Source organism: Streptomyces sp. NPDC046876 (genome assembly GCF_040645035.1).
Lineage (GTDB): Bacteria > Actinomycetota > Actinomycetes > Streptomycetales > Streptomycetaceae > Streptomyces.
Map to the genome: position 1 here is coordinate 99,711 of NZ_JBEYXK010000003.1, position 20,352 is coordinate 120,062.

At 74.5% G+C, this 20,352-nt stretch carries 21 protein-coding genes; 11 read left to right on the forward strand and 10 right to left on the reverse strand.

Features of this window, described 5'->3' with window-relative positions:
- Nucleotides 1-98 precede the first annotated feature (98 nt).
- Nucleotides 99-1,274, reverse strand: a complete 1,176-nt coding sequence (locus ABZ924_RS03135) for a transposase (protein ID WP_361903206.1) — start codon at nucleotides 1,272-1,274, stop codon at nucleotides 99-101.
- Nucleotides 1,275-1,438: 164 nt separating this feature from the next.
- Entirely contained in the window at nucleotides 1,439-2,578 is a 1,140-nt protein-coding gene (locus ABZ924_RS03140) for an acyl-CoA dehydrogenase family protein (protein ID WP_361903209.1), read from the reverse strand.
- 96 nt (nucleotides 2,579-2,674) lie between these two features.
- On the opposite strand from ABZ924_RS03140, the gene ABZ924_RS03145 reads away from it, so the two are divergent.
- Nucleotides 2,675-3,316 carry a TetR family transcriptional regulator gene (locus ABZ924_RS03145; RefSeq protein WP_361903212.1) on the forward strand — a complete coding sequence of 214 codons (642 nt, stop codon included), beginning with the start codon at nucleotides 2,675-2,677 and terminating at the stop codon, nucleotides 3,314-3,316.
- Here ABZ924_RS03145 and ABZ924_RS03150 read toward each other — a convergent pair.
- From ABZ924_RS03150 to ABZ924_RS03160, 3 genes are read right to left on the reverse strand one after another with little or no spacing between them, the layout of a single operon-like run.
- Nucleotides 3,286-4,029 (reverse strand): HAD family hydrolase, encoded by a 744-nt coding sequence (locus ABZ924_RS03150; RefSeq protein ID WP_361903215.1) that lies wholly within the window; start codon nucleotides 4,027-4,029, stop codon nucleotides 3,286-3,288. The genes ABZ924_RS03145 and ABZ924_RS03150 overlap by 31 nt on opposite strands.
- Nucleotides 4,026-4,364, reverse strand: coding sequence for a LysR family transcriptional regulator (locus tag ABZ924_RS03155; RefSeq protein ID WP_361903218.1), 339 nt, complete (start codon nucleotides 4,362-4,364; stop codon nucleotides 4,026-4,028). The genes ABZ924_RS03150 and ABZ924_RS03155 overlap by 4 nt, the downstream gene beginning before the upstream one ends.
- Nucleotides 4,365-5,522, reverse strand: coding sequence for a ScbA/BarX family gamma-butyrolactone biosynthesis protein (locus ABZ924_RS03160; protein WP_361903220.1), 1,158 nt, complete (start codon nucleotides 5,520-5,522; stop codon nucleotides 4,365-4,367).
- A 184-nt stretch (nucleotides 5,523-5,706) separates the two neighbouring features.
- Here ABZ924_RS03160 and ABZ924_RS03165 point away from each other — a divergent pair, with 184 nt between their 5' ends.
- The 4 genes from ABZ924_RS03165 to ABZ924_RS03180 are packed head-to-tail and all read left to right on the forward strand — an operon-like array spanning nucleotide 5,707 to nucleotide 8,776.
- On the forward strand, nucleotides 5,707-6,405 hold the full coding sequence (locus ABZ924_RS03165; protein WP_361903223.1) for a ScbR family autoregulator-binding transcription factor: 699 nt from the start codon (nucleotides 5,707-5,709) through the stop codon (nucleotides 6,403-6,405).
- A 56-nt stretch (nucleotides 6,406-6,461) separates the two neighbouring features.
- The gene (gene thpR, locus ABZ924_RS03170; protein WP_361903226.1) at nucleotides 6,462-7,121 is read left to right on the forward strand and encodes an RNA 2',3'-cyclic phosphodiesterase; all 660 of its coding nucleotides are present in this window, start codon (nucleotides 6,462-6,464) and stop codon (nucleotides 7,119-7,121) included.
- Nucleotides 7,122-7,131: 10 nt separating this feature from the next.
- Complete coding sequence (locus ABZ924_RS03175; protein ID WP_361903229.1) at nucleotides 7,132-7,704, forward strand: N-acetyltransferase; 573 nt, start codon at nucleotides 7,132-7,134, stop codon at nucleotides 7,702-7,704.
- Nucleotides 7,705-7,759: 55 nt separating this feature from the next.
- The gene (locus tag ABZ924_RS03180; RefSeq protein ID WP_361903231.1) at nucleotides 7,760-8,776 is read left to right on the forward strand and encodes a hypothetical protein; all 1,017 of its coding nucleotides are present in this window, start codon (nucleotides 7,760-7,762) and stop codon (nucleotides 8,774-8,776) included.
- Here ABZ924_RS03180 and ABZ924_RS03185 read toward each other — a convergent pair.
- Genes ABZ924_RS03185 through ABZ924_RS03195 form a run of 3 tightly spaced genes read right to left on the reverse strand, consistent with a single transcriptional unit; the run spans nucleotide 8,751 to nucleotide 10,421 of the window.
- Nucleotides 8,751-9,251, reverse strand: a complete 501-nt coding sequence (locus ABZ924_RS03185; RefSeq protein ID WP_361903234.1) for a cupin domain-containing protein — start codon at nucleotides 9,249-9,251, stop codon at nucleotides 8,751-8,753. The genes ABZ924_RS03180 and ABZ924_RS03185 overlap by 26 nt on opposite strands.
- A 16-nt stretch (nucleotides 9,252-9,267) precedes the next feature.
- Nucleotides 9,268-9,702: a DUF4267 domain-containing protein gene (locus tag ABZ924_RS03190; protein WP_361903237.1), complete on the reverse strand. Its 435-nt coding sequence runs from the start codon at nucleotides 9,700-9,702 to the stop codon at nucleotides 9,268-9,270.
- A 50-nt stretch (nucleotides 9,703-9,752) separates the two neighbouring features.
- Nucleotides 9,753-10,421: a hemerythrin domain-containing protein gene (locus ABZ924_RS03195; protein WP_361903240.1), complete on the reverse strand. Its 669-nt coding sequence runs from the start codon at nucleotides 10,419-10,421 to the stop codon at nucleotides 9,753-9,755.
- 125 nt (nucleotides 10,422-10,546) lie between these two features.
- Between ABZ924_RS03195 and ABZ924_RS03200 the strand changes: the two genes are divergently transcribed.
- From ABZ924_RS03200 to ABZ924_RS03210, 3 genes are all read left to right on the forward strand, one after another.
- A complete protein-coding gene (locus ABZ924_RS03200; protein ID WP_361903242.1) occupies nucleotides 10,547-14,092 on the forward strand; it encodes a BTAD domain-containing putative transcriptional regulator in 3,546 nt (1,181 codons plus the stop codon).
- 67 nt (nucleotides 14,093-14,159) lie between these two features.
- Nucleotides 14,160-14,594: a tyrosinase family oxidase copper chaperone gene (locus ABZ924_RS03205; RefSeq protein ID WP_361903244.1), complete on the forward strand. Its 435-nt coding sequence runs from the start codon at nucleotides 14,160-14,162 to the stop codon at nucleotides 14,592-14,594.
- Nucleotides 14,591-15,529: a tyrosinase family protein gene (locus ABZ924_RS03210; RefSeq protein ID WP_361903247.1), complete on the forward strand. Its 939-nt coding sequence runs from the start codon at nucleotides 14,591-14,593 to the stop codon at nucleotides 15,527-15,529. Before ABZ924_RS03205 ends, ABZ924_RS03210 begins: the two co-directional genes overlap by 4 nt.
- 101 nt (nucleotides 15,530-15,630) lie before the next feature.
- On the opposite strand, the gene ABZ924_RS03215 is transcribed toward ABZ924_RS03210, so the two are convergent.
- Nucleotides 15,631-17,124 (reverse strand): MFS transporter, encoded by a 1,494-nt coding sequence (locus ABZ924_RS03215; protein ID WP_361903250.1) that lies wholly within the window; start codon nucleotides 17,122-17,124, stop codon nucleotides 15,631-15,633.
- 211 nt (nucleotides 17,125-17,335) lie between these two features.
- On the opposite strand from ABZ924_RS03215, the gene ABZ924_RS03220 reads away from it, so the two are divergent.
- Nucleotides 17,336-18,067 (forward strand): TetR/AcrR family transcriptional regulator C-terminal domain-containing protein, encoded by a 732-nt coding sequence (locus tag ABZ924_RS03220; protein WP_361903252.1) that lies wholly within the window; start codon nucleotides 17,336-17,338, stop codon nucleotides 18,065-18,067.
- Nucleotides 18,068-18,085: 18 nt separating this feature from the next.
- Here ABZ924_RS03220 and ABZ924_RS03225 read toward each other — a convergent pair whose 3' ends face one another.
- Nucleotides 18,086-18,907 carry an alpha/beta hydrolase gene (locus ABZ924_RS03225; RefSeq protein WP_361903255.1) on the reverse strand — a complete coding sequence of 274 codons (822 nt, stop codon included), beginning with the start codon at nucleotides 18,905-18,907 and terminating at the stop codon, nucleotides 18,086-18,088.
- Nucleotides 18,908-19,108: 201 nt separating this feature from the next.
- Between ABZ924_RS03225 and ABZ924_RS03230 the strand changes: the two genes are divergently transcribed.
- Nucleotides 19,109-19,807, forward strand: a complete 699-nt coding sequence (locus ABZ924_RS03230; protein WP_361903258.1) for a TNT domain-containing protein — start codon at nucleotides 19,109-19,111, stop codon at nucleotides 19,805-19,807.
- A complete protein-coding gene (locus tag ABZ924_RS03235; protein ID WP_361903261.1) occupies nucleotides 19,804-20,046 on the forward strand; it encodes a hypothetical protein in 243 nt (80 codons plus the stop codon). The genes ABZ924_RS03230 and ABZ924_RS03235 overlap by 4 nt, the downstream gene beginning before the upstream one ends.
- Nucleotides 20,047-20,352: the final 306 nt, after the last annotated feature.

The window sequence follows — 20,352 nt, forward strand, 5'->3', positions numbered from 1 at the left end:
GACCGGTCGGCCCGGCCGACCGGCAAAGGCCGGGGTGCGGCGGTGGATCCGTGGTGGATCCACTGCCGCACCCCGGCTGTGTTTTCGAGGTGTCGAGGTCAGTGCGGGAGCCGGGAGGCGGTGTACGCGGCCGAGGCGAGGGTCATGTGCCGGTGCCAGCCGACGAAGGAGCGGCCCACGAAGTCCCGCAGCCCCACCTGGTCCCCGGTGCGGGCGAAGTCCCGGGCCACCCGGCGGGTCAGCTTGGTCAGCCGGAGCAGGGCACTGGTGCGCACGCGTACCAGGTCGGTGATCCAGACCTGGCTGGGCGTGCGGTGCGGGGACTTCCACTCGCCGAGCAGCAGGAGGGTGCGCCCACGGGACGGGGAGCTCCCTGGCACGCGGACCCGGACCGCGGCGGCCAGCGAGGTGTTCGGCCGCGGGTCGCCGCCCGGGTCGGCCCATTCCACTTGCTGGCGCAGGGCCTTGGCCGATTCGAGGATCCCGGCGGCGGTGCGCTCCGCGGCTCCGAGCCCGACGAGGGCCGGGTCGGCGATGGTGAGGCGGGTGTCGGCGCTGATCCGGGCGAGGACGGGCAGTCCGGCGGCGGAGAGGCGGTCCATCACGCCCCAGTCGCGGGTGTCGCGCAGGTCGGCGAGGACGGGCCGGGGCTGTGCGCCCCAGCGCCGTACGGGTTCCAGGACGGTCTCGGCGGCGCAGTCCTGCAGGCTCTGCACGGCCGCGGAGACGGGGATGTCGGCCCGGGTGCGGCGGTTCTCGTCGCGCAGCCAGGCCGCGGGGAGGAACAGCCGCCAGTTGACGGGGGCGCTCATGTGCTCGGACACGTACCAGGCGCCGAAGGCCTGCTGCCCGTGGACGGTCTGGCCGAGCCTGGGTTCGAACCAGCGGTCCACGCCGACGGTGTTGTCGCCGGCCTTGAGGATCGGCATGGACTGCAGGACCACCGCCCGCGGCGGGGCCGCGGCCTCGACGAAGCCGGCGAGGGCGGCGCGCATGGCTGCGAAGTCCCAGGTGGAGGAGGCGATGAAGTGGTGCAGGCCCTGTTCCTCGTCGGGGACGCCCAGGCAGGTGGCCATGTTGCGGACGGACTTGCGGCCGCGGGCGGTGAGCAGGCCGCGCAGGTACAGCTCGCCCTTCTCGCGCTGGTCGCGGCGGCGGAGGGAGGAGAACAGGGCGGTGCGCAGCTCGTCCTGCCCGTCCGCCGGCCGGTGTGCCGCCGCGGCGGCCACCGTCCCGTTCGCCGCCGCTGTCTGCCGAAGGCTGATGGTGCTCACAGTTCGTTCCCCCTGATCGACTGGACTGACCCCAGAAAAACATTCCTTCGCAAAGGTTTCAATTGGCCATCGGAAGTTCCGATAACGGGGACGGGGTCGGGGCGGCGGATCAGGGGGCCTTCGGGCGTCCGGTCAGGCCCGATGCGTCACGGTCGCCGTCACGGTCACCGCCCCAGCACCGCGCGGGCGTATGCATCGGCCGCGGCAGCCGGCTGGAGGGCGGCGTGGGCGGCGACGGCGTGGACGTCGCGCCAGAAGCGCTGGAGTTCCCCGTCCTCGCCGAGCGCCTGGGCCCCTCCCTGGCGCAGCAGCCGCTCCACGGCCGTCACCAGCAGGTCGGCGGCGGTCGTGCAGTCGCGCAGGTTGGCCGCCACCAGGAGTTCGGTGACCGGCTCGGCGTCTGCGCGGCGGGCCGCCTGCGCCAGCAGCAGCCGGGCCGCCTCGATCTCGGCGGAACTGCGCGCGAGCACCTGCCGGACGGCCGGGTCCTCGGCCGCCGGCCGTCCTGCGGGGGTACGGCGGCGGCCGGTCAGCTCCGTCCAGGAGCGCAGCGCCCCCTGGGCCGCGCCCAGGGCGGGCGCACAGAAGATGAGGGCGGCCACCAGGGCGTAGGGGACCCGGTGGCAGCGCGCCGGGTCGGAATCGCCGTTGTCGCCGGTCAGGGCGTCGCGCAGGAACGAGCGGTGCCCGGGCACGAACAGGCCTTCGGTGGTGACGGAGTTGCTGCCGGTCGCGCGCAGCCCGGCACTGTTCCAGGTGTCCTCGATGCGCAGCTCCCGGCGCGGCACGGCGAAGATGCGGTAGCGCGGGCCCTCCATGGAGGCCAGCAGCACCCAGTCTGCGTGGTCCACGCCGCTGGCGTAGTTCCAGCGGCCGGAGAGCCGCCAGCCGTCGCCCTCCGCGGCGACCTCGCCGGCGGGCGGGACCACGGCTGCGGCGATCAGCGCGTCGGGGCCGGGCCCGTCCGACGCCCACAGCTCGTCCCGCCCCGCGGGCGGCAGGTAGGAGGCGAGCCGGCCGTGGGCTGCCGCCAGCGCCGCGCACCAGGCCGCGGAGGTGCAGTGGGCCCCCACGGCGGCGACCGCGTCGAGCAGTTCGGCGAAGGTTCCGGCGGCGCCGCCCCAGTGCTGCGGGACGAAGTGCCGGGCGAATCCGGCGTGCCGGATCGCCTCCGCCACCTCCGGTTGCAGGTTCCGCTTGCGCTCGGAGGCGGCGGCGTGGCGGGCCGCGGCCGCGGCCGCGCCGGCCGCGGCGGCGGAGAGGGAGGAGGTGGGGAGGGTGGCTGCGGTGCTCGTGGCGCTCATCGGGTGGCTCGGCTTTCGGAGTCGACGACTTGTCAGGACAGGGACGGAATGGAAAGAATTCATACAGGAATGTTTCTTACGAAAGGGGAGATGCCAATGGCGCAACAGGAACGGGCGTTGCGTACGTACGAGTCCGTACTGGACTCGGCTGCAGGGGAGTTCGCCCGGCGCGGTTACGCCGGCGCCAACCTGGACCGCATCGCAGCCGGCACCGGACTGACCAAAGGGGCCCTGTACGGGCACTTCTCCTCGAAGGGGGAACTGGCCACCGAGCTGTCACGGCAGTTCGAACACGGCTGGCACCGACTGCTGTCGGCGGCCGAGGACAGCCCGCAGTCCCCGCTGTGCACCCTGGACGCCCTGATGCTGCGCCTCGCCCAGCGCACGGAGCACGACGTCCGGTTCCGGGCCGGCATGCGGCTGGCCGTCGAGGAGGCGTGCGTCCGCGACGACCTGCCCGCCGCGCACCACCGGCTCGCGACGCTCGTGAGCCGCCTGGTGCGGGACGCCCAGCAGGCGGGCGAGCTCTGCCGGCAGCACTCCCCCGAGACCCTGAGCAGGCTGACCCTCGCCCTGCTCCACGGCCTGCACACGGGGACGGGCCGCAAGTCCGTGCCGCCCGACCACAGCCGCGCCCTGTGGGAGGCCTTGAGCGCGCCCTGGCGCACCCGCCCCGGCGTCCGGCGCTGCTCGGCGCAGCCCGTGGCTCACCGGGCCGTCGCCGGCGCCCCCGGCTGACGTTCCCGCACCCCGGGCAGCAGCTGCCAGCCCGCACGCCGGGCGTGCTCGTGCAGTACCGGGTCGTCGCCGACCACCACGGGCCGGCCCACCGCGCGCAGCAGCGGCAGATCGCTGGCGTGGTCCCCGTACGCATGGCAGTCCTGCGGGTCGGCGGCCAGCGACCGCATCAGCGCCCGGGCCCGTACGGCCTTCTCCTCACCGATCACCGGGGTGGACACCTCGCCGGTGAGGACGCCGTCCACCACCTCGGGGACCGTGCAGAGCACGCGGTCGACCGAGAGCGCGGCGGCCACCGGGCCCGCGCAGGGGGCGAAGGAGCCGGACACCAGCACGGTGGTGTCGCCGGCCAGGCGGTGCCGCCGCAGGGCGGCCACGGCCGGGGGGTGGAACAGCCCCCCGCGCGCCAGCTCCCGCCGGAACCAGGCCCGACCGGTCTCCTCCAGCCTCTGCGGCGAACAGCCCCGGAAGTGGCGGTAGTAGGCGCGGTTGAGCTCCTCCCTGGGCACTCCGGCCGCGGCGCGGCCCAGCAGTTCCTGCCGGGCCCGCCGGAAGCGCTCCGGCGGGGCCCCTTCCGCCGCCCAGTGGAAGTCCAGATAGCCGAGCATGCTCTTGGTGCGGATGAGCGTCTCGTCCAGGTCGAAGAAGGCCGCGGCCGCCGCCGGACGGCCCGCCCCGGCCCCGCCCGTCCCGCCCGTCACCCTGCCCGTCATCCCGCCTTCCTCGTCAGGGCCCGGGGGCGGGACGGCTCGGGCGCGGATGCGGACACGGGCGCCGACCTGGGCGTGCACGCGTGGCGCACCTCGTTGCGCACCGACTCCACCATGTGCAGGATGTGCTCCCCGCGGCGCTGGAGCAGCAGGCCGGCCTGGGTCAGCTCCAGGGGGTAGCGGCCCCGCCGGCGCAGGAGCACCACCCCCAACGAGGCCTCCAGGCTGCGGACCTGCTCGGTCACGGTCGACTGTGCGCAGTGCAGGACCGCCGCGGCCCGGGTGATGCTGCGCTCGCGGGCGACGACGCGGAAGGTGCGCAGGTGCTGGAGGTCCATTCAGGCCGCCGCACCTTCGCGGAGGGCGGCTCCGTGGAGGCCGGCCTCGCGGGCCTGGGCGCCGGTGCGGGCCGCCGGGCGGTGCCCCACCCTGGCCCGGGCGAGGGTGCGGCCGTCCTGGACGGCCGCGAGGAGCACCTCGGTCACACCGGCCGGGTACGGGGACTGCGGCTCCGCTTGCGGCTCTGCCTGCGGTTCCGCTTGCAGCTGCGGCCGACCCGTCGCGGTGATCCGGACCGGTGCGTGCAGCTCGCCGAACACGTCGAAGGTGACTTCGCAGGTGACCAGTCCGCCGGCCGGCCGGCGGCCGAGCAGCGCGTGCCCCGCCTGCCGGAACGCCTCGACGAGCAGCATGCCGGGAACGTGGTCGGAGGGGTGCTCGAAGAAGCCGACGTGGCCGGTGTCGACGTGCAGCCGCCAGGAGTCGCTCCCGGCGCCGTCGGCGTCCTCGGCCAGCACCACGTTCTCGGCGCCCCCGGACCGGCCCACGGCGTGCTGCGGAAGCCTCGGGCCGGGCGTCGGGGTGAGCTGCCGGGCCCCGGGCCCGGCCTCGGACGGTGCGCCGCCGCGGTGGCGGAGCTTGAGGTACAGCGCGTCGTCCACCGCCATGAACCCCAGGGAGGCACGGGCACAGCGGCGGCCCTCCACCTCGACCACGACGTCGAGGGTCCCGCCGAACCTCGTCTGCGTGCGCCGGCTGTGCTCGGTGAAGGCGATGTCCAGGACGACCCGCGGGGGCGCCGGACGCGTGACCAGCGCTTCCGGGTCCTCGATGCGGAACGCCAGGTCGCGGATGACGAAACGGTGGTCGAGCGGGACCCCGTAGTACGTGTGGCTCAGGTAGATGCCGGCCTGACGGATCGTCTCGGCGACCAGCACCGGGTCCTGGAGGCCCTCCGCGGTCGGCTGGTAGAGGCCGTGGCCGCGGGGCCACTGGGCGGCGACCCGGAAGACTCCGGGGCTCACGCGGCGGGCGTCGGTGAGGAACACCTCCGCCACCGAGGCCCGGTGGACCAGGCTGCGCGGCACCGTCTGGTCGAACCTGAGCCCCTCCTCCGTTCGCACCCCCCGTCCGGACATGTCCGAAACGACACCCTCGCGGCCCATCGACTTTGGGGCCGCCTCCCGTTCGAGCAGCGACGTCGACTGCATGATCATCCCCCGTCCATACGGCCTCCGACATGCGGAAACCATGATCGATCACTCGGCGCTGTAATATACCTTTCCGAAGGTTTCTATCAAGGGAACGACGGGAAACGAGGGTGAGGGGGCTCCCGTGGGGAGCGCACTGGCGGCCGAGAGCGATCGGTGCCGATGTCAGGAGCACGACGAGGGAACGCATGTGAAAGAGCTTCAGTACGAGGACGGTCTGCTGGAGGGCGTCGGCGGCAGGCCGGAGGGCAGCAGGCAGGAACCCAGGCAGGAGCCCAAGCAGGAGCGCGCCCGCCGCACCCGGGACCGGATCCTCCAGGCCGCCGCGGAGATCTTCGCCGTGCGCAGCTACCCCACCGTGACGCTCCAGGACGTCGCCGACCGGATGGGGATGACCAAGGGGGCGGTGTACTTCCACTACAAGAACAAGGAGGCCCTGGCGGTCGCGGTCGTCGAGGCCCACTACGTCCACTGGGGAGCCCTGGTCACCGAGACCGTCGCGGAGACCACCGCCCGCGAGCTCTCCCCGCTCCAGCGGATCCTCGCCGTCCTCGACCGCGTGGTGGACGCCTTCCGGCACGACGTGCTGATCCAGGCGGGCGCCCGGCTCCAGCTGGAACGCGCCCTGATCCAGGCCGAGCTGCCGCGCCCGTACCGGGGCTGGATCGCCATGCTGACGGAGCTGGCGACCGAGGCGGACGCGGCCGGCGAGCTGCGCGAGGGCGTCACGCCGACCGCGCTGGCCCATGTGATCGTCTCGTCCGTCTTCGGCATGCAGCACATCTCCGACACGCTCACCGGCCGGACCGACCTGATGACCCGCTACAAGGAACTGCGACCCTTCCTGCTGGCGGGAGCGGCGGCCACCGCCGCCGCCGGCCGCCCTTGAGCACTCCGGCGGGACCCGGGGTGAGCGGGTCGGGTGGGGCCCTGTACGAAGGGGGCGTGAACGAACGGAACCAGCACGCGACCGTACGCGTGTTCATCGCCCTCGCCCCGCCCGACGAGGCGAAGCAGGAGCTGGAGCGGGAACTGCGGCCCGCCTACGAGGCGTACCGGCGCATGCGGTGGAACCGCATCGAGGACTGGCACATCACCCTGGCGTTCCTGGGCGAGCTCCCGGTCGCCGCCGTCCCGCGGCTGCGGCCGCCGCTCGCGGAGCTCGCTGCGGCCCGCCGGCCGGTACGGCTGGCGCTGCGCGGGGGCGGGCACTTCGACGAGCGGGTGCTGTGGAGCGGGATCGAGGGCGACCTCGACGGGCTGCACCGGCTCGCCACCGACGTCCGCGCCCTGGTCAGGGAGTGCGGTGTCTCCTTCGTGGAGCGGCCCCTGCGGCCCCATCTGACGCTGGCCCGCTCCCGCCGCGACGATTCCACCAGCGTGGTGGAGGCCGCCGCCTCGCTCGCCGGCTTCGCCGGCCGCGGATGGGAGGCGGAGCGGCTGCACCTGGTCGGCAGCAACTTCGGGCGCGGGCCCGGGCCGATCCGCTACCGCGACATCGAGGCGTGGGAGTTCGGCGCCGGGCCGGGGACCGGCGCGCCGGGGACCGACGGGGCGAGCCCGTCCGTCTCGTCGGCGCGGGGGTCGGAAGCCGGCGCCGGGTAGGGTCGCGATCATGGACACGACGATGACGACCCGGGACCGGCAGCCGGTCGTCCTGGGCGTGGCGGACCTGGCCGCCGATCCGGGCCTCGCGGCCGAGCTCGACGCCGAGGCTCCCCGGATCCTGGGCGATCTGGTCCGCGCGGGCGCCGCACTCGGCTGGATCGATCCCCCCTCGCACGACGAGGTGGCAGCCCTCGTCGGCCGGGTCACGAGCGCCGTACGGGACGGGGACGGGGCCCTGCGCGCCGCCTTCCTCGACCGCCGGCTCGTCGGGCTGGGCTACTGGCTGCGCCATGCCAGGCCGACGCACCGGCCGCACGCCGATCTGGAGAAGCTCGCCGTGGCCGGCGCCGCCCAGGGGCACGGCATCGGCCGCGCGCTCACCGGCGCCCTGATCGCCGATGCCCGGAGCGCGGGCATCGAGGTCCTCACCCTGGACGCCCGCGGGGACAACGAGCGCGCCCTGGGCCTCTACCGCTCCCTGGGCTTCACCGAGTACGGCCGCCTGCCCGCCTACGTCGCCGTGGGCGAACTCCGCTACGACAAGGTCTTCTACATGCTGGACCTGCGTCACCACGGCTGAGAACGCCGGTCCTCCGGCCGACTGCGGTGTCAGTGCGGAGCGTTAGCTTCCGAGCATGTTCATGTCGATCACGGCACAGCTGCGCGCCTCCGTCCCCCTGCCGGGCGGGGAGGCGCTGATCAACGGATTCGCCTTCGAGAGCCGCGGGAGCGGGTCGCAGCGCGCCCTGCTCCGCAACGGGGCGGAGCTGGAGGTCTACGACTTGTCCGAGGTGTTCGCCGGGGAGCGGGCGCCGACCGCGGTCTTCCCGGCGCCCTGGGTCTGGGACCGCTGGGTGCCCTCCGTCAGCCCGGACGGGTCCTTCGCCGTGTTCTCGGGCCAGCGTGCGGTACGGGCCGTGGGCGCGGACGGCGTGGCGCTGTGGGAGTACCGGCACGGCTGCTGGGGGCCGGAGCTGGGGCACGCGCACACGGGGGACGAGCAGGAGGTCTGCCGCGGTCTCGAGCACGGCTCCTGCCGGGTCTCCGACGACGGGCGGCTCGTCTGGGCCCACGTGGTGATCGAGGAGGACGAGTACTGGGTCGTCCTGGACGCCCGGGACGGGCGGGAACTGGCCCGGCTGCCGCTGGACGGCGCGGCCTCCGGATCGAACCACCTCTCCCACCCGGACGGGACGCACATGGCCCTGTGCATCGGCATGGGCCAGGACGGCATCCTGCTGTACTGGGCGCGCTGGGACGGCGCGGAGCTGACCGCCTGGGACCCGGACGGGACGACGGACCGCATCCTGATCGACGTGCACGCGGGCCATGCCGGGTTCCTCACCGTCCAGCACTACGGGGCGGACCTGGAACTGCACGCCCTGGACGGCTCCGTGCTCGCGCAGGGCAGACCGGGCGAGGACGGGTCCTGCTGGGACTACTGGTGCGGCTTCGTCGATGCCGACACCGTGATCGCCGCGGCGGAGGACGGCCCGCACCGGCTGCTCGACGCCCGCACCCTTCAGGTGCGCGGGGCCGTGGCCTATCCCGCGGAGCCGGTCGAGGGCGGCGTACGCCCGCTCGGCGACGGGACCTGGCTCACGTACGACACCGCGAGCGGGACGCTCAACCGCTGGACGTGCGCAGCCTGACCTCGTCCCACGGGGCGCTGCGGGTGAAGTACGTGTCGTACAGCTCCTGGACGTCCAGGAGGGATTCCGGCGGGACCTTGCCGTAGGCGATCCGCTCCAGGTGGCGGAAGTACTCGAAGCGCTCCACGCCGGGGGTGATGACGATGAGGATGTCGGCGTTCTCGCCCGGGGCCGCGGCGAACGCGTGGTCCAGGCCCGGCGGGACGACGACCAGGTCGCCGCGTTCGGCGGTGACCACCTGGTCGCCCGAGAGGAGTTGGGCGGTGCCGTCGAGCAGGTAGAACAGCTCGGCGGAGCGGGAGTGGTGGTGGGGCGCGGCGCCGTTCGCGCCGTCGAGCAGGGTCACGCGCTGCGTGGACAGGTGGCCGCCGGTGGAGCTGCTGTCGGCGAGGAGGCGGAGGGTGGTGGGGCCGGCGCCGAGGGTTTCGGCGTCCACCGAGCGCACGACCACCGAGGAGTCGAAGATCAGGGACATGGCTGGGGACTCCTGTTCAGTGGGTGGGGGCCGGGGTCGTGGCCGGGGCTGTGTGGTGCTTCGTCGAGCGGCGGTGCTCGCGCAGGAGGAGGGCCGCGGTCAGGGCCACGGCCGCGGCGGTCGCCCCGTGGATGCCGTACGCGGCGCCGGCGGGGCCGCCGCTGGCCAGCACGATCGCCATGTCGCCGGCCGGTACGCAGACGATGGCGGCCATCGCCCAGCCGAGCGCGCGGCGCTGTCCGGTCAGGAGCAGGGCCAGGATCACCAGGCCCGTCGCGATGTCGCGGACCCCCTTGACCGCGAGGAAGGCGGTGCCTTCGTCCCGGGGCCAGGTCGGTACGCCGAAGTCGGGTGCGTTGGCCTGGGGTGCGAGCAGGTAGGCGAGGCCGACGTACAGGATGAAGGCCCCGCCGACGGCGGCGAGGGCGGTGGTGAGGTGCTTCAGGGTCATGTCGTCTCGTTTCCGGGGAGTCGTCGGGGTGGGGCGGTGTGGAATGGTCGTCAGGGGGATGTGCGCAGGGTTCGGGTCGTCCGGGCGTACGCGGGGCGGCCGATCGTGTGCCAGAGGAGGCGTACGGGGGGCGGCAGGGCGGCCAGCAGGGCCCTGCGCTCCGTGCGGTCGGCATCCTCCAGGGCCATGCCGAGGTAGTGGAGGAGCTTGGGCTTCGGGACGTGCGCGGCGAAGTCCTCGCCCATGCGGTTCCATTCGGCCGCCGTGAGGTACCGGGCGGCGAGCGGCAGGAGGGCGGCCTCCTCCTCGTCCAGGTGCTCCAGCAGGACGGCGCGGTGGTCGGCCAGCAGCGCTGTGAGCGTGTCCCGCGCCGCCTCGCCGGCCGCGGCCTCCCAGGCCGGCAGGGCGGCGTCGGCCGCGGCGAGGGTGGCGGCCACCCGGTCGTGCTGGGCCTCCATGCGCAGGACGACGTCGGCCTCGAGGTCGACGCGGGCCAGCAGGGGCGGCCACAGGTGGGCGTCCTCGGCGGTGTGGTGGTGGTGCAGGCCGAGCCGGTAGGTGCGGAAGTGGTCGGCGAGGAGGCGGGCCCGGGCGGTGTCCCCCGGGGCGACCGCGGCGACCAGCTCGACCAGCAGGCGCGCCTCGCGGCGCAGACCGCGGTGGACGACCACCATCTCGTGGGTGCGGGGGCCGGCCGCGGCCGGTGCGTTCGGGCTCATGGAAGAACCGTCGCCGGCGGCTCATGGAGGCCTCGTGGCGTCCACTTGGAAACCGCTTGGAAGCAGCTCGAGCCCCGGGCCGGAACCTGTTCCCCCGCCGCTCTTGCCTTCTACGGTGGCAGATCATGGTCTCCCTGCGCGTACTCGGGTCCTTCACGGCCGAACGGGACGGCGAGTGGCTCCCGCTCGGCGGCCACCGGCAGCGGTCGGTGCTGGCCCTGCTGGTCGCGGCCCGCGGCCGGACCGTCTCGGCCGAGCGGATGATCGAGGACCTGTGGCAGGGAGCCGCGCCCGCCCGGGCCATGGCCTCGCTCCAGGCGTACGTGTCGAACCTGCGGCGGCTGCTCGAGCCGGGGCGTGCCCCGCGTACGGCGGCGCGGCTGCTGGTGACCTCGCCGCCCGGGTACGCGGTGCGGCTGCCCGAGGACGCGGTCGACGCATGGCGCTTCGAGCGGCTCGTCGGCGAGGCGCGGCAGCAGTACGCGGACGAGCCGGGGGCGGCCGGGGAGCTGCTGCGGGAGGCGCTGGCGCTGTGGCAGGGAGCGGCGTACGCGGAGGTGGCCGACGAGCCGTGGAGCCACGGGGAGATCCTGCGGCTGAACGAACTTCGCGCTTCCGCACGGGAGTTGGAGCTGTCGGCCGGGCTGCGGGGCGGGGACCGCGCCCGGGTCGTCGCGCAGGCGGCGCTGCTGACCCGTGAGGAGCCGCTGCGGGAGGAGGGCTGGCGGCTCCACGCACTGGCCCTGTGGGCCGAGGGCCGCCAGGCCGACGCCTTGGCGGCCCTCCGCCGCGCCCGGGAGGTCCTGGCCCAGGAGACGGGCCTGGACCCGGGCACGCCCCTGGTCACCCTGGAACGGGCGGTCCTGGCCCAGGACCTGCAGTTCCTGGAACGGGCCACGGACCCCGCCCCGGCCCTCGCCGCCGGGCGCCCGGGCGCGGGTGCGGGCATGGGGGCAGACGCAGGCACGGGCACCACCACGGGCGCGATGACGCCGGCGCGCTCCGGGGTGTTCGTGGGACGGGATGCGGAGCTTGCGGCGTTGGAGGCGGCGGCCCGGCGGGTGCGTGGCGGCGGGCCGGGCGTCGTGCTGGTCACCGGGGAGGCGGGGGTCGGGAAGACCGCGCTGCTGGGGCGGTTCCGGGAGCGGCTGCAGGACGAGGGGTGGCTCGTCGCCGTCGGGCGGAACACCGACACGGAGGGCGCGCCGCCCGCGTGGGCCTGGGCGGAGGCGCTACGGGAGGTCGCCGCCGTCACCCCGCCCGGCACGGGAGCGGCCGCCGTGCTCGCGCCGTTGCTCCACGACGGCCTGCCCGAGCAGGACGCGGCGGCCGCGCCGGGCCCTCCCCGGGACGGCGCACCGGTCCCGCCCGGGGACGGCGTACCGGCCGCACCGGGCCGGGCCGGACACGGTGCAGCGGGTGCCGTCGGGGGCGGCGGGACGACCGCGGCCGGGTGGGGGGATGCGGGCCCGGCCCGGGATGCGGGTGCCGCTCGGGATGTGGCTGCCGCTCGGGATGTGGCTGCAGGTCGGTTTCTCCTGCGGCGGACCGTGTGGGGGTGGGTCGGGACGGTGGGTGTCTCACGGCCGCTCTGCATCGTGCTCGACGATCTGCACTGGGCCGATGCCGAAAGCCTGGCGCTGCTCGCCGGGGCGGCCGAACTGCCGGCCGACAGCCGTGTCCTGGTGGTGTGCGCGCACCGGTCCGACGAGGTCTCGGGGGCGCTCGCCGACACGCTGGCCGTGCTGGCCCGCCGTTCGCCGCTGCGGCTGCCGCTGCCCGGTCTGGCCGCACCGGCCGTCGCCGAGGTGGTCCGCTCGCTGGGCGTGCCCGAGGCCGATCCCGAGACGGTGGCCGCGCTCACCGAGCGGACCGGCGGCAACCCCTTCTACGTGCGGGAGAGCGCCCGGCTGCTGGCGGGCGAGGGCGCCCTCGTCGCGCTGTCGGAGGTGCCCGAGGGCGTACGGGACGTACTGCGGCGGAGGCTGCGGCGGCTGCCCGAGGAGGCGGTGGCGGTGCTGCGCCTGGCCGCGGTCGCCGGACGGGAGGCAGAGGTCGAGGTGCTCGTCGGGGCCGCGGATGCCGGGGAGGACGCGGTGCTCGGCGCGCTGGAGGCCGGCCTGGTCGCCGGGCTGCTCCTTGAACCGTCGCCCGGGCGCGTCCGGTTCGCCCACGCCCTGGTCCGCGACACCCTGCTGGCCGACCTGAGCGCCCTGCGCGCCGCCCGCATGCACGGGCGGATCGCGGCCGCGCTGGAAGGCGCCGGCTCGCACGACGTGTCGGGCCTCGCCCACCACTTCGTGCGGGCCGCCTCCTCCGCGACCGCGGCGAAGGCGGTGGAGTACTGCGTACGGGCCGCCGGCCTGGCCGAGGCGCGCCACGCCCACGAGGCGGCCGCCGCCCTCCTGGCTGACGCGGTCGACGCCTTCGGGCGCGTACCGGCGGGAGCGGGCGGGGACCGGGACGGGGAATGCAGCGTCCTGCTGGGCCGGCTGACGCGCGCGCAGGTGCGGGCCGGGGCGGTCATGGCCGCCCGCGCGACGCGCCGCACGGCGATCGACCGTGCGGTCGCCGCCTCCCGCGACGACCTGCTGGTCCGCGCGTTCACGTCCTGGCCGGAGCCGGTGCCGTGGCAGTCCCGCCCGTACGGGATGGTCGACCGGCCGGTGGTGGAGCTGCTGGAGCGCCTGCTGCAGCGGCCCGGCCTCGCCCCGGACCTGCGGTGCCGGCTGCTGCTCGCGTACACCGTCGAGCTGTCCGACGAGCGGCTGCCCGCCGTCCTCGCGGCGGCGCGCGAGGCCGTCGCCCTGGCGGCCGGGCAGGCCGACCCGGTGCTGCGGGCCTCGGCTCTCGCCGCGCTCGCCCGGGAGCTCGACGCGGACCTCCAGTGGCGCGAACGGGAGGAGCTGGGGCGGGAGCTGGAGGAGCTCGCCGCCGCGCACGACCTGCCGGTCCACCGCTGGTACGGCCTGTTCGTCCGGTCCACGGCCGCGGCGGCCCGCGGCGACGTCCGCGGTGTCCGGCGGCTCGTCGACGCGTACGCGGAGCTCGCCCGTACGTACGCCCTGCCGGGGCCCGCTGCGGTCTGTGCCTGCGTGGAGGCCACGCTCGCGCACGTCGCCGGCCGCACCGGGGAGGCCGAGCAGGGATACCGCCGGGCCGCCGCCCTGATGGCCCGCCAGGGCTCGCCCCACGCCGAGGGGTACCTCGCGATCGCCCTCACCACGCTGCGGGCGGGCGAGGGAAGGCTCGCGGAGTGCGTACCCGCGGCCCGGGAGGCCTTCACGCGGTACGGGCCGTTCGCCGCGGACCTGCTCGCGGCGGCGCTGGCCGCGGCGGGCGAGCGGGAGGAGGCGCGCGCGGTCCTGGACCGGGCCGGGCCGCTGCCGGCCAACTACTTCTTCAGGGTGTTCGGGAGCCTGCGGGCGGCGACGCTGGTGGCGCTGGGTGAGCGGGAGGGCGCCGCGCAGCTGTACGCGCAGCTGCTGCCGTACCGGGACGCCCCGCCGCCGTCCTCGGGGTTCACGGTGGCGACCCGGCCGGTGGCGTACGCGCTCGGGGAGCTGGCACTGCTGCTCGGGCGTCCGGCCGAGGCCGCCGCGCACGCCGAGCGGGCGGCCGCCATCACCCGCCGGTGGAAGGACGTCGCGCCCCCGACTGCCCGCCTCTGACCTGTCCACTGCTCGAATGTCGGGCCGCTTATCGAACGTTCAAGCCTTTCTGGTACCACTTCAAGCCATGAAGAAGATCACCAGAAGACAGGCCCTGGGCTTCGCCGTCGGCGCGGCCGCCGTGGTCGGCCTGTCCGCCTGCTCGTCCTCCAAGGCCCCCGCCACCGCGGCCATAGGGGCCGAGGCCTCGGCCTCCCCCTCGGTCCCCCCGTTCACCCTGCCTTCCGGCGGCATAGACGAGGTGTACGAGGGGCACCGGATCCAGATCACCCTCGGCGAGGGCGGCCAGCACGGCGGCCACCACCTGCCCGCCATGCCCGTCGTCAAGATCGACGGCAACGAGCTGCACATCATGCGCAACGCCGACGGCAGTTGGGTCAGCGTCGTCAACCACTACGAGACGTTCCCCGACCCCATCGCGGCCGCCAAGGCGGCCATCCGCGACCTCCAGGGCACCCAGCTCGCCCCGTTCGGCCCCCACGAGGGTGGTAGCACGTCGTGACCGTCCGCAAGAACCAGGCCACCCTGACCCCCGCGGAGAAGCGCGCCTTCACCAACGCGGTGCTCGAGCTCAAGCGCAACGGCACGTACGACAAGTTCGTCTACGCCCACAACAACTTCCTGCTGAGCGACTCCGACTTCGGCGAGCGCGTCGGCCACCGCAGCCCCTCGTTCCTGCCGTGGCACCGCCGCTTCCTGCTGGACTTCGAGGCGGCGCTGCAGCGGGTGGACCGCAACGTCACGCTTCCCTACTGGGACTGGACCGTGGACCGCAGCCCCACCTCCTCCCTCTGGGCCGCGGACTTCCTCGGCGGCACCAGCCTGGCCCGCGACGGCCAGGTCCTGGACGGGCCCTTCGCGTTCTCCGGAGGCAAGTGGGCCATCACGGTCGGCGTGGACCGGCGTACGTACCTGAGGCGCACGCTCGGCGCGGGCGGCACCCAGCTGCCGACCAAGGCCGACGTGGACGCCGTGCTGGCCATGCCCGTGTACGACGCGGCGCCCTGGAACAGCTCCTCCAACAGCTTCCGCAACCACCTCGAGGGCTGGCGCGGCGTCAACGTGCACAACCGGGTGCACGTGTGGATCGGCGGGCAGATGGCCTCCGCGGCCTCCCCCAACGACCCGGCCTTCTGGCTGCACCACGCCTTCATCGACAAGCTGTGGGCGGAGTGGCAGCGCCGGAACCCCAAGTCCACGTACCTGCCGGCCGGGCGGACGGCGAACGTGGTCGACCTGCACGGCACGATGCGCCCGTGGAACAACGTGACTCCGGCCGATCTGCTGGACCACCGGAAGTTCTACACCTTCGACACCGAGGGGGCCGCGGGTGCCCCCGCGGCCCCGCAGGCGTCGGCGCCCCCGGCGGGCCAGGCCCCGTCGGCGCGCCCGCAGGCCCCGCAGGCCCCGGCGCCGAGCGCCCCCGGGGGCTACTAGCCGCGTCACCCGTGCCGCGTCACCCGTGCGCGAAGGCCGGTGTCCCTCCCGGGACACCGGCCTTCGGGCTGTGCGGGACCGCGGGCTGCGCGGCCGCGGGGTCAGGCGGCGAGCTGGGGCTCCGGGGCCTTGGCGCCGGGCTTCCCGGTGTCCCGCATGACCAGGGTGGCCAGCAGGGCGGCGGCCAGGACGCCGGCGGCGCTGATGGTGAAGGTGGTCGCCATCGAGGAGGTGAAGGCCTCGCGGGCGGCCTGGATCAGGCCGGGCTCACCGTGGGCCGCGGCCAAGGCCCCGGCGATGGACTGCTTGGCCTGCTCGGGGGCGCCGACCGGCATCTCGTCGGCGTAGCTGCTGGTGAGCAGCGAGCCGAGGATCGCGATGCCGAGGGCGCTGCCGGCCTGCTGGATGGTGTCGTTGAGGGCGGAGCCGACGCCGGCCTGCTCCTCGGGGATGGTGCCCATCAGGGCGCCGACCGCGGCGGGCATGGCGAGGCCGGCACCGAGGCCGAGGAGGCCGAGGGCGACCGCGGGGACGGTGAAGCCGGTGTCGGCCGAGACGGTGGTCAGCAGGGCGAAGGAGGAGGCCATCACGAGCATGCCGGCCAGGATCAGGGGGCGGTTGCCGGCCTTGGCGGCGAGCGCGGCGCCGGCGCCGTTGCCGACGAGGGCGGCCACGGCCAGCGGGACGAAGGCGAGGCCGGCCTTGAGGGGCGAGTAGCCGAGGACGAACTGCAGGTACTGGGTGAGGACCAGGAGCAGGCCGCCGTTGCCGATCTGGACCAGGGTCAGGGAGAGCGAACCGCCGCTGAAGTTGCGGTTCTTGAAGAGGACCAGCGGGACCATCGGGGAGTCGGTGGTGTTCTCCCACACCACGAAGCCGATGAGCGCGGCGGCGGCGACGGCCAGGGTGAGGGCGGAGCGGCCGCCGAAGGCGCCGTGCTGCGGGATCTCGATGATCCACCAGACCAGGGCGGTCATGCCGGCGGCGGACAGGACGGCGCCCAGCGGGTCGGGCTTCTGCCAGGGACCCTTGGACTCCGGCATGAGGGTGAGGGCCGCGAGGACGGCGAGGGCGACGACGGGGACGTTGATCAGGAAGATCGAGTGCCAGGAGAAGCGGTCGATCAGGACGCCGCCGAGGACCGGGCTGCCGACGAGGCCGAGCATCGAGACCGAGCCCCAGGCGGCCATGGCCTTGGGCCGCTCCTCCTCGTCGAAGACGGTGATGAGGATGGAGAGGGTGGAGGGCATGATCAGCGCTCCGCCGACGCCCATCGCGATGCGGACGGCGATGACCTCGCCGGGGTCGGTGCAGAAGGTCGCCGCGAGGGATGCCGCGCCGAAGAGCAGCAGGCCGATCAGCATGATCCGGCGGCGCCCGAAGCGGTCGCCGAGGCTTCCGGAGGTGAGGAGGAGGCCGGCGAACACCAGGATGTAGGAGTCGAGGATCCACTGGGTGTCCTGGGCGCTCGCACCGAGGTCGGCGGTCATGGACGGGACCGCGACGGTCAGGGCCATGGAGTCGACGACGAGGACCAGGGAGCTCAGACACAGCACGACGAGGATCCACCAGCGGCGTGGGTTGCGGGTTTCCATGGGTGGTTCCCTTTCGGCTTCTCGGTGTGCACCGGCACCCTTCGCGTTGCGGCGGCGGGCGGGCGGTGCGTACGGCGTTCCTTCGTTGCGAACACTGTACGCATGATGGAACGGTGTACGCAAGACTGCTTTGGCGTACGCCGGACGCGTACGCTGTACGCAGCACAACCGGACGCCGGTCCACCGCATCCGATCCAGAAGGAGCAGCACCATGGCAGCCAAGGCGAACCCGCCGAACCCGCCGATCCCGTCCGTATGGGCCCGCCGGACGCGCGAGGCCGATCAGCCGGCGCTCAGCCGGGCCGCGATCGTGCGCGAGGCGGTCGCCATGCTCGACGCGGAGGGGGTCGAGGCGCTGAGCATGCGCAAGCTCGGGGCGCGGCTGGGGGCGGGGGCGACCTCGCTGTACCGGCACGTCGCCACCAAGGACGAGCTGATGGAGCTCGCGGTGGACGAGGTGTTCGGCGAGATGCCGGCGCCGGAGGCCGAGGGCCCGGACTGGCGGGCGGCCGCCGCCCGGGCGGCGGAGTCGTTCCGCGCGACGGTGCTGCGGCACCCGTGGCTGGCGTCGGTGCTGGGCCAGGCGGGGCTCGCCTACCTGGGCCCGAACCTCATGTCGTACTCGGAGCGGCTGGCGACGCTGGTCACGCGGGCCGGGTTCCCCGAGCCCAGCCGGGCCATCGACGCGCTGATGGCGTACGTCGTCGGGATGAGCACCACGGAGGCGGCCTGGCTGTCCACGGTGGCCCGGTCCGGTCAGAGCGAGGCGGAGTTCATCGGGCGGCTGCTGCCGGCGGCGCAGCAGGCGGCCGCCGGGCACGAGCACCTGGTGGAGGGGTACGCGGCCGCGGCGGCGGCCGATCCGGTGGAGACCCGGAACTCGAAGTTCGCGTACGGCCTGGAGGTCGTGCTCGACGGACTGGCGCTGCGGCTGGGGCGGTAGGGGCGGGGGTTCACGGGTTCACAGGCCGGCGAGGAACTCGCGGACCGCGGAGGCGAACCCCTCCGGGTCGGCCCGGTCGATGAAGTGGTCGGCGTCCAGGGGCCGGTACACCGTGCCGGGGCGGCGGGCGCACATGTCCCGGGCCTGCTCGGCGGGGAGGACCTGGCTGCGCAGGCCGTGGATCAGGAGCGCGGGGCAGTCGGAGCCGAGCCACTGCTTCCAGTGGTCGCCGTGGACGAGGTTCTCGGAGTCGACGGTGTCCTGCGGGTGGAACGGCAGCCGCCAGCCGGCGCCGTCGGGCAGCGGGCGCAGCACCGGCCCGAGGACGGCGGCGAGGGGGCCGCAGGAGGCGGCCAGTTCCTCGCGGGTGGGGGCGGTGTAGGGGAAGTCCAGCACGAAGGCGAGCGGGCTCGCGCCGTGGTCGGGGAGGTCCGCGGCGGTGTCGACGTTGATCAGCGCCTCGACCAGCTCCGGCCGTTCGGCGGCCAGGTGGTAGGCGTTGATCGCGCCGAGGGAGTGGCCGAGGAAGACCGCCCGGTCGATGCCGAGGTGGTCGAGGAGGGCGAGGAGGTCGGCGAGGTAGCCGGCGCGCGTGAACTCGGCGGCCCGGTCGGAGTCGCCGTGGCCGCGCTGGTCGGGGGCGATCACCCGCCACTCGGGGCCGAGCGCGGCCGCCAGGGCGCCGAAGGAGGCGCCTTCGGAGAGGTGGCCGTGCAGGGCGACGAGGGGGCGGCCGGTGCCGCCGAAGTCCAGGTAGGACAGGGTGCGGCCGTCGATGGCCAGGGTGGCGCGGGTGACGCGGGTGGGGTGGGCGGGGTGGGCGGGGTGGGCGGCGGTCATGAAGGTGCTCCTTCGATCCTGCGGGGGCTGTACGCCCCTGCGACGAGATCGACTATACGCATGTATATGACGGTTGTTCAATACGGTTGTATGGACAGGGAGTTCGCGGGTTGGCCGGTTCCTGTCGGGCAGTGATTACGGAGCGTCAGAGATCTCTTACGGTGGCGGGCGCCGTCAGACGACCGTCGAAGGAGATCCCGCATGGAGCGCATCCGTACCGACCTGAGGATCCGCGCCGTCCTCGCCGCCCTGGGTGTCACCGCCGTCCTCGGGGCGGCGCCCGCCGCCGCGGCCGAGCCCGTCGGGCAGGGGCAGGAGGCGCAGGCGGCCTCCGCTGCACGGCCGGCCGTGTGCAGCGGGGAGTTCGAGGGCGACAAGCGGCTCGGGGCGAAGTACCTGCCGAAGCACCGGCAGGAGCCGGTCGGGCCGCTGCTCGCGCACTACAAGCGCACCGGGAAGCTGTCCCCGGCCGACTTCCTGAAGAAGTACTGGGAGGGGCCGGCCGACACCGGCAGTTGGAAGTACCCGCCGAACGACGGGTTCGCCGAGGTCAACGGAGCCGTGGACAAGGCCCCCGAGGAACTGGAGCCGGGCGAGCGGCTGGACCGCTTCGGCTCCGAGTACGGCTCCTACCTGGCCCCGGCCGGGGACCCGTACGCCAAGCGCGCCCTTCCCCCGCAGAACCTGAACACCCGGGAGCCGGCCTTCCCGTGCGACTACCACGTGTATGAGGTGGTACGGCCGTTCACGGTGTGGGAGGGCTCGATAGCCCCGTGGTTCGAGCAGCCGGGCGGCGGCCGGCAGATCAAGCTGGATCCGGCCTTCCTGAACCCGGGTGAGGGGCAACGGCTGAACGTCAAGTGGCTGCTCGACCACGGGTACCTGGTCCGGGCGGTGTGAGCGGGCGGCAGGCGCTGGAGCGGGCCCTGCGGGCGGCCGGGGTGCCCGCCGGGCACTACCGGATCGAGGGCGTGCACGAACCGGCCCCGCCGCCGCCCGACTTCGTCTACCTGCGGGCGCGGGCCGGGGGCGGCTGGGAGACGGGCGTGTACGAGCGCGGGGTGTACGAGCCGATCGCCGCGCACGCCACGGAGGCGGAGGCCTGCGCCCACCTGCGCCTGCTGCTCGGCGCCGGCTGAGGCCGCAGGGGGCGGGGGCCGCGCCAACGGCCCCCGCCGGTGCGCGGGTCCGGACCGTCGGCTCCCCCGCGGGCGGCGGTGAATCTTCACGGTTGCGCCCTGTCGGCAGTATGCGCCGCGCGGACGTTGTTCAGGGCCGCGGGTTCTTCGTGAACGCCGGCGACTGGGCGGGGCGCGTGTGAGCTGCGGGGATCCTCCGGCGGAGACATTGTTCACGGCCGCGGGTCCCGGGCCGGGAATTGTTCAGGAGAGCGGATATTCGGCTGATGTCCGGAATACCGGCGTATGAGGGGCCGGTGTTGCCCG

Excerpts from the sequence above, each read along its gene's own strand:
- ABZ924_RS03220 (WP_361903252.1), top strand. The coding sequence starts at position 17,336 with ATGGCAGCCAAGGCGAACCCGCCGAACCCGCCGATCCCGTCCGTATGG.
- ABZ924_RS03215 (WP_361903250.1), bottom strand. The coding sequence starts at position 17,124 with ATGGAAACCCGCAACCCACGCCGCTGGTGGATCCTCGTCGTGCTGTGT.
- ABZ924_RS03140 (WP_361903209.1), bottom strand. The coding sequence starts at position 2,578 with ATGAGCGCCACGAGCACCGCAGCCACCCTCCCCACCTCCTCCCTCTCC.
- ABZ924_RS03160 (WP_361903220.1), bottom strand. The coding sequence starts at position 5,522 with ATGATCATGCAGTCGACGTCGCTGCTCGAACGGGAGGCGGCCCCAAAG.
- ABZ924_RS03150 (WP_361903215.1), bottom strand. The coding sequence starts at position 4,029 with ATGACGGGCAGGGTGACGGGCGGGACGGGCGGGGCCGGGGCGGGCCGT.
- ABZ924_RS03230 (WP_361903258.1), top strand. The coding sequence starts at position 19,109 with ATGGAGCGCATCCGTACCGACCTGAGGATCCGCGCCGTCCTCGCCGCC.
- ABZ924_RS03180 (WP_361903231.1), top strand. The coding sequence starts at position 7,760 with ATGTTCATGTCGATCACGGCACAGCTGCGCGCCTCCGTCCCCCTGCCG.
- ABZ924_RS03225 (WP_361903255.1), bottom strand. The coding sequence starts at position 18,907 with ATGACCGCCGCCCACCCCGCCCACCCCGCCCACCCCACCCGCGTCACC.
- ABZ924_RS03145 (WP_361903212.1), top strand. The coding sequence starts at position 2,675 with ATGGCGCAACAGGAACGGGCGTTGCGTACGTACGAGTCCGTACTGGAC.
- ABZ924_RS03200 (WP_361903242.1), top strand. The coding sequence starts at position 10,547 with ATGGTCTCCCTGCGCGTACTCGGGTCCTTCACGGCCGAACGGGACGGC.
- ABZ924_RS03195 (WP_361903240.1), bottom strand. The coding sequence starts at position 10,421 with ATGAGCCCGAACGCACCGGCCGCGGCCGGCCCCCGCACCCACGAGATG.
- ABZ924_RS03205 (WP_361903244.1), top strand. The coding sequence starts at position 14,160 with ATGAAGAAGATCACCAGAAGACAGGCCCTGGGCTTCGCCGTCGGCGCG.
- ABZ924_RS03185 (WP_361903234.1), bottom strand. The coding sequence starts at position 9,251 with ATGTCCCTGATCTTCGACTCCTCGGTGGTCGTGCGCTCGGTGGACGCC.
- ABZ924_RS03175 (WP_361903229.1), top strand. The coding sequence starts at position 7,132 with ATGGACACGACGATGACGACCCGGGACCGGCAGCCGGTCGTCCTGGGC.
- ABZ924_RS03155 (WP_361903218.1), bottom strand. The coding sequence starts at position 4,364 with ATGGACCTCCAGCACCTGCGCACCTTCCGCGTCGTCGCCCGCGAGCGC.
- ABZ924_RS03190 (WP_361903237.1), bottom strand. The coding sequence starts at position 9,702 with ATGACCCTGAAGCACCTCACCACCGCCCTCGCCGCCGTCGGCGGGGCC.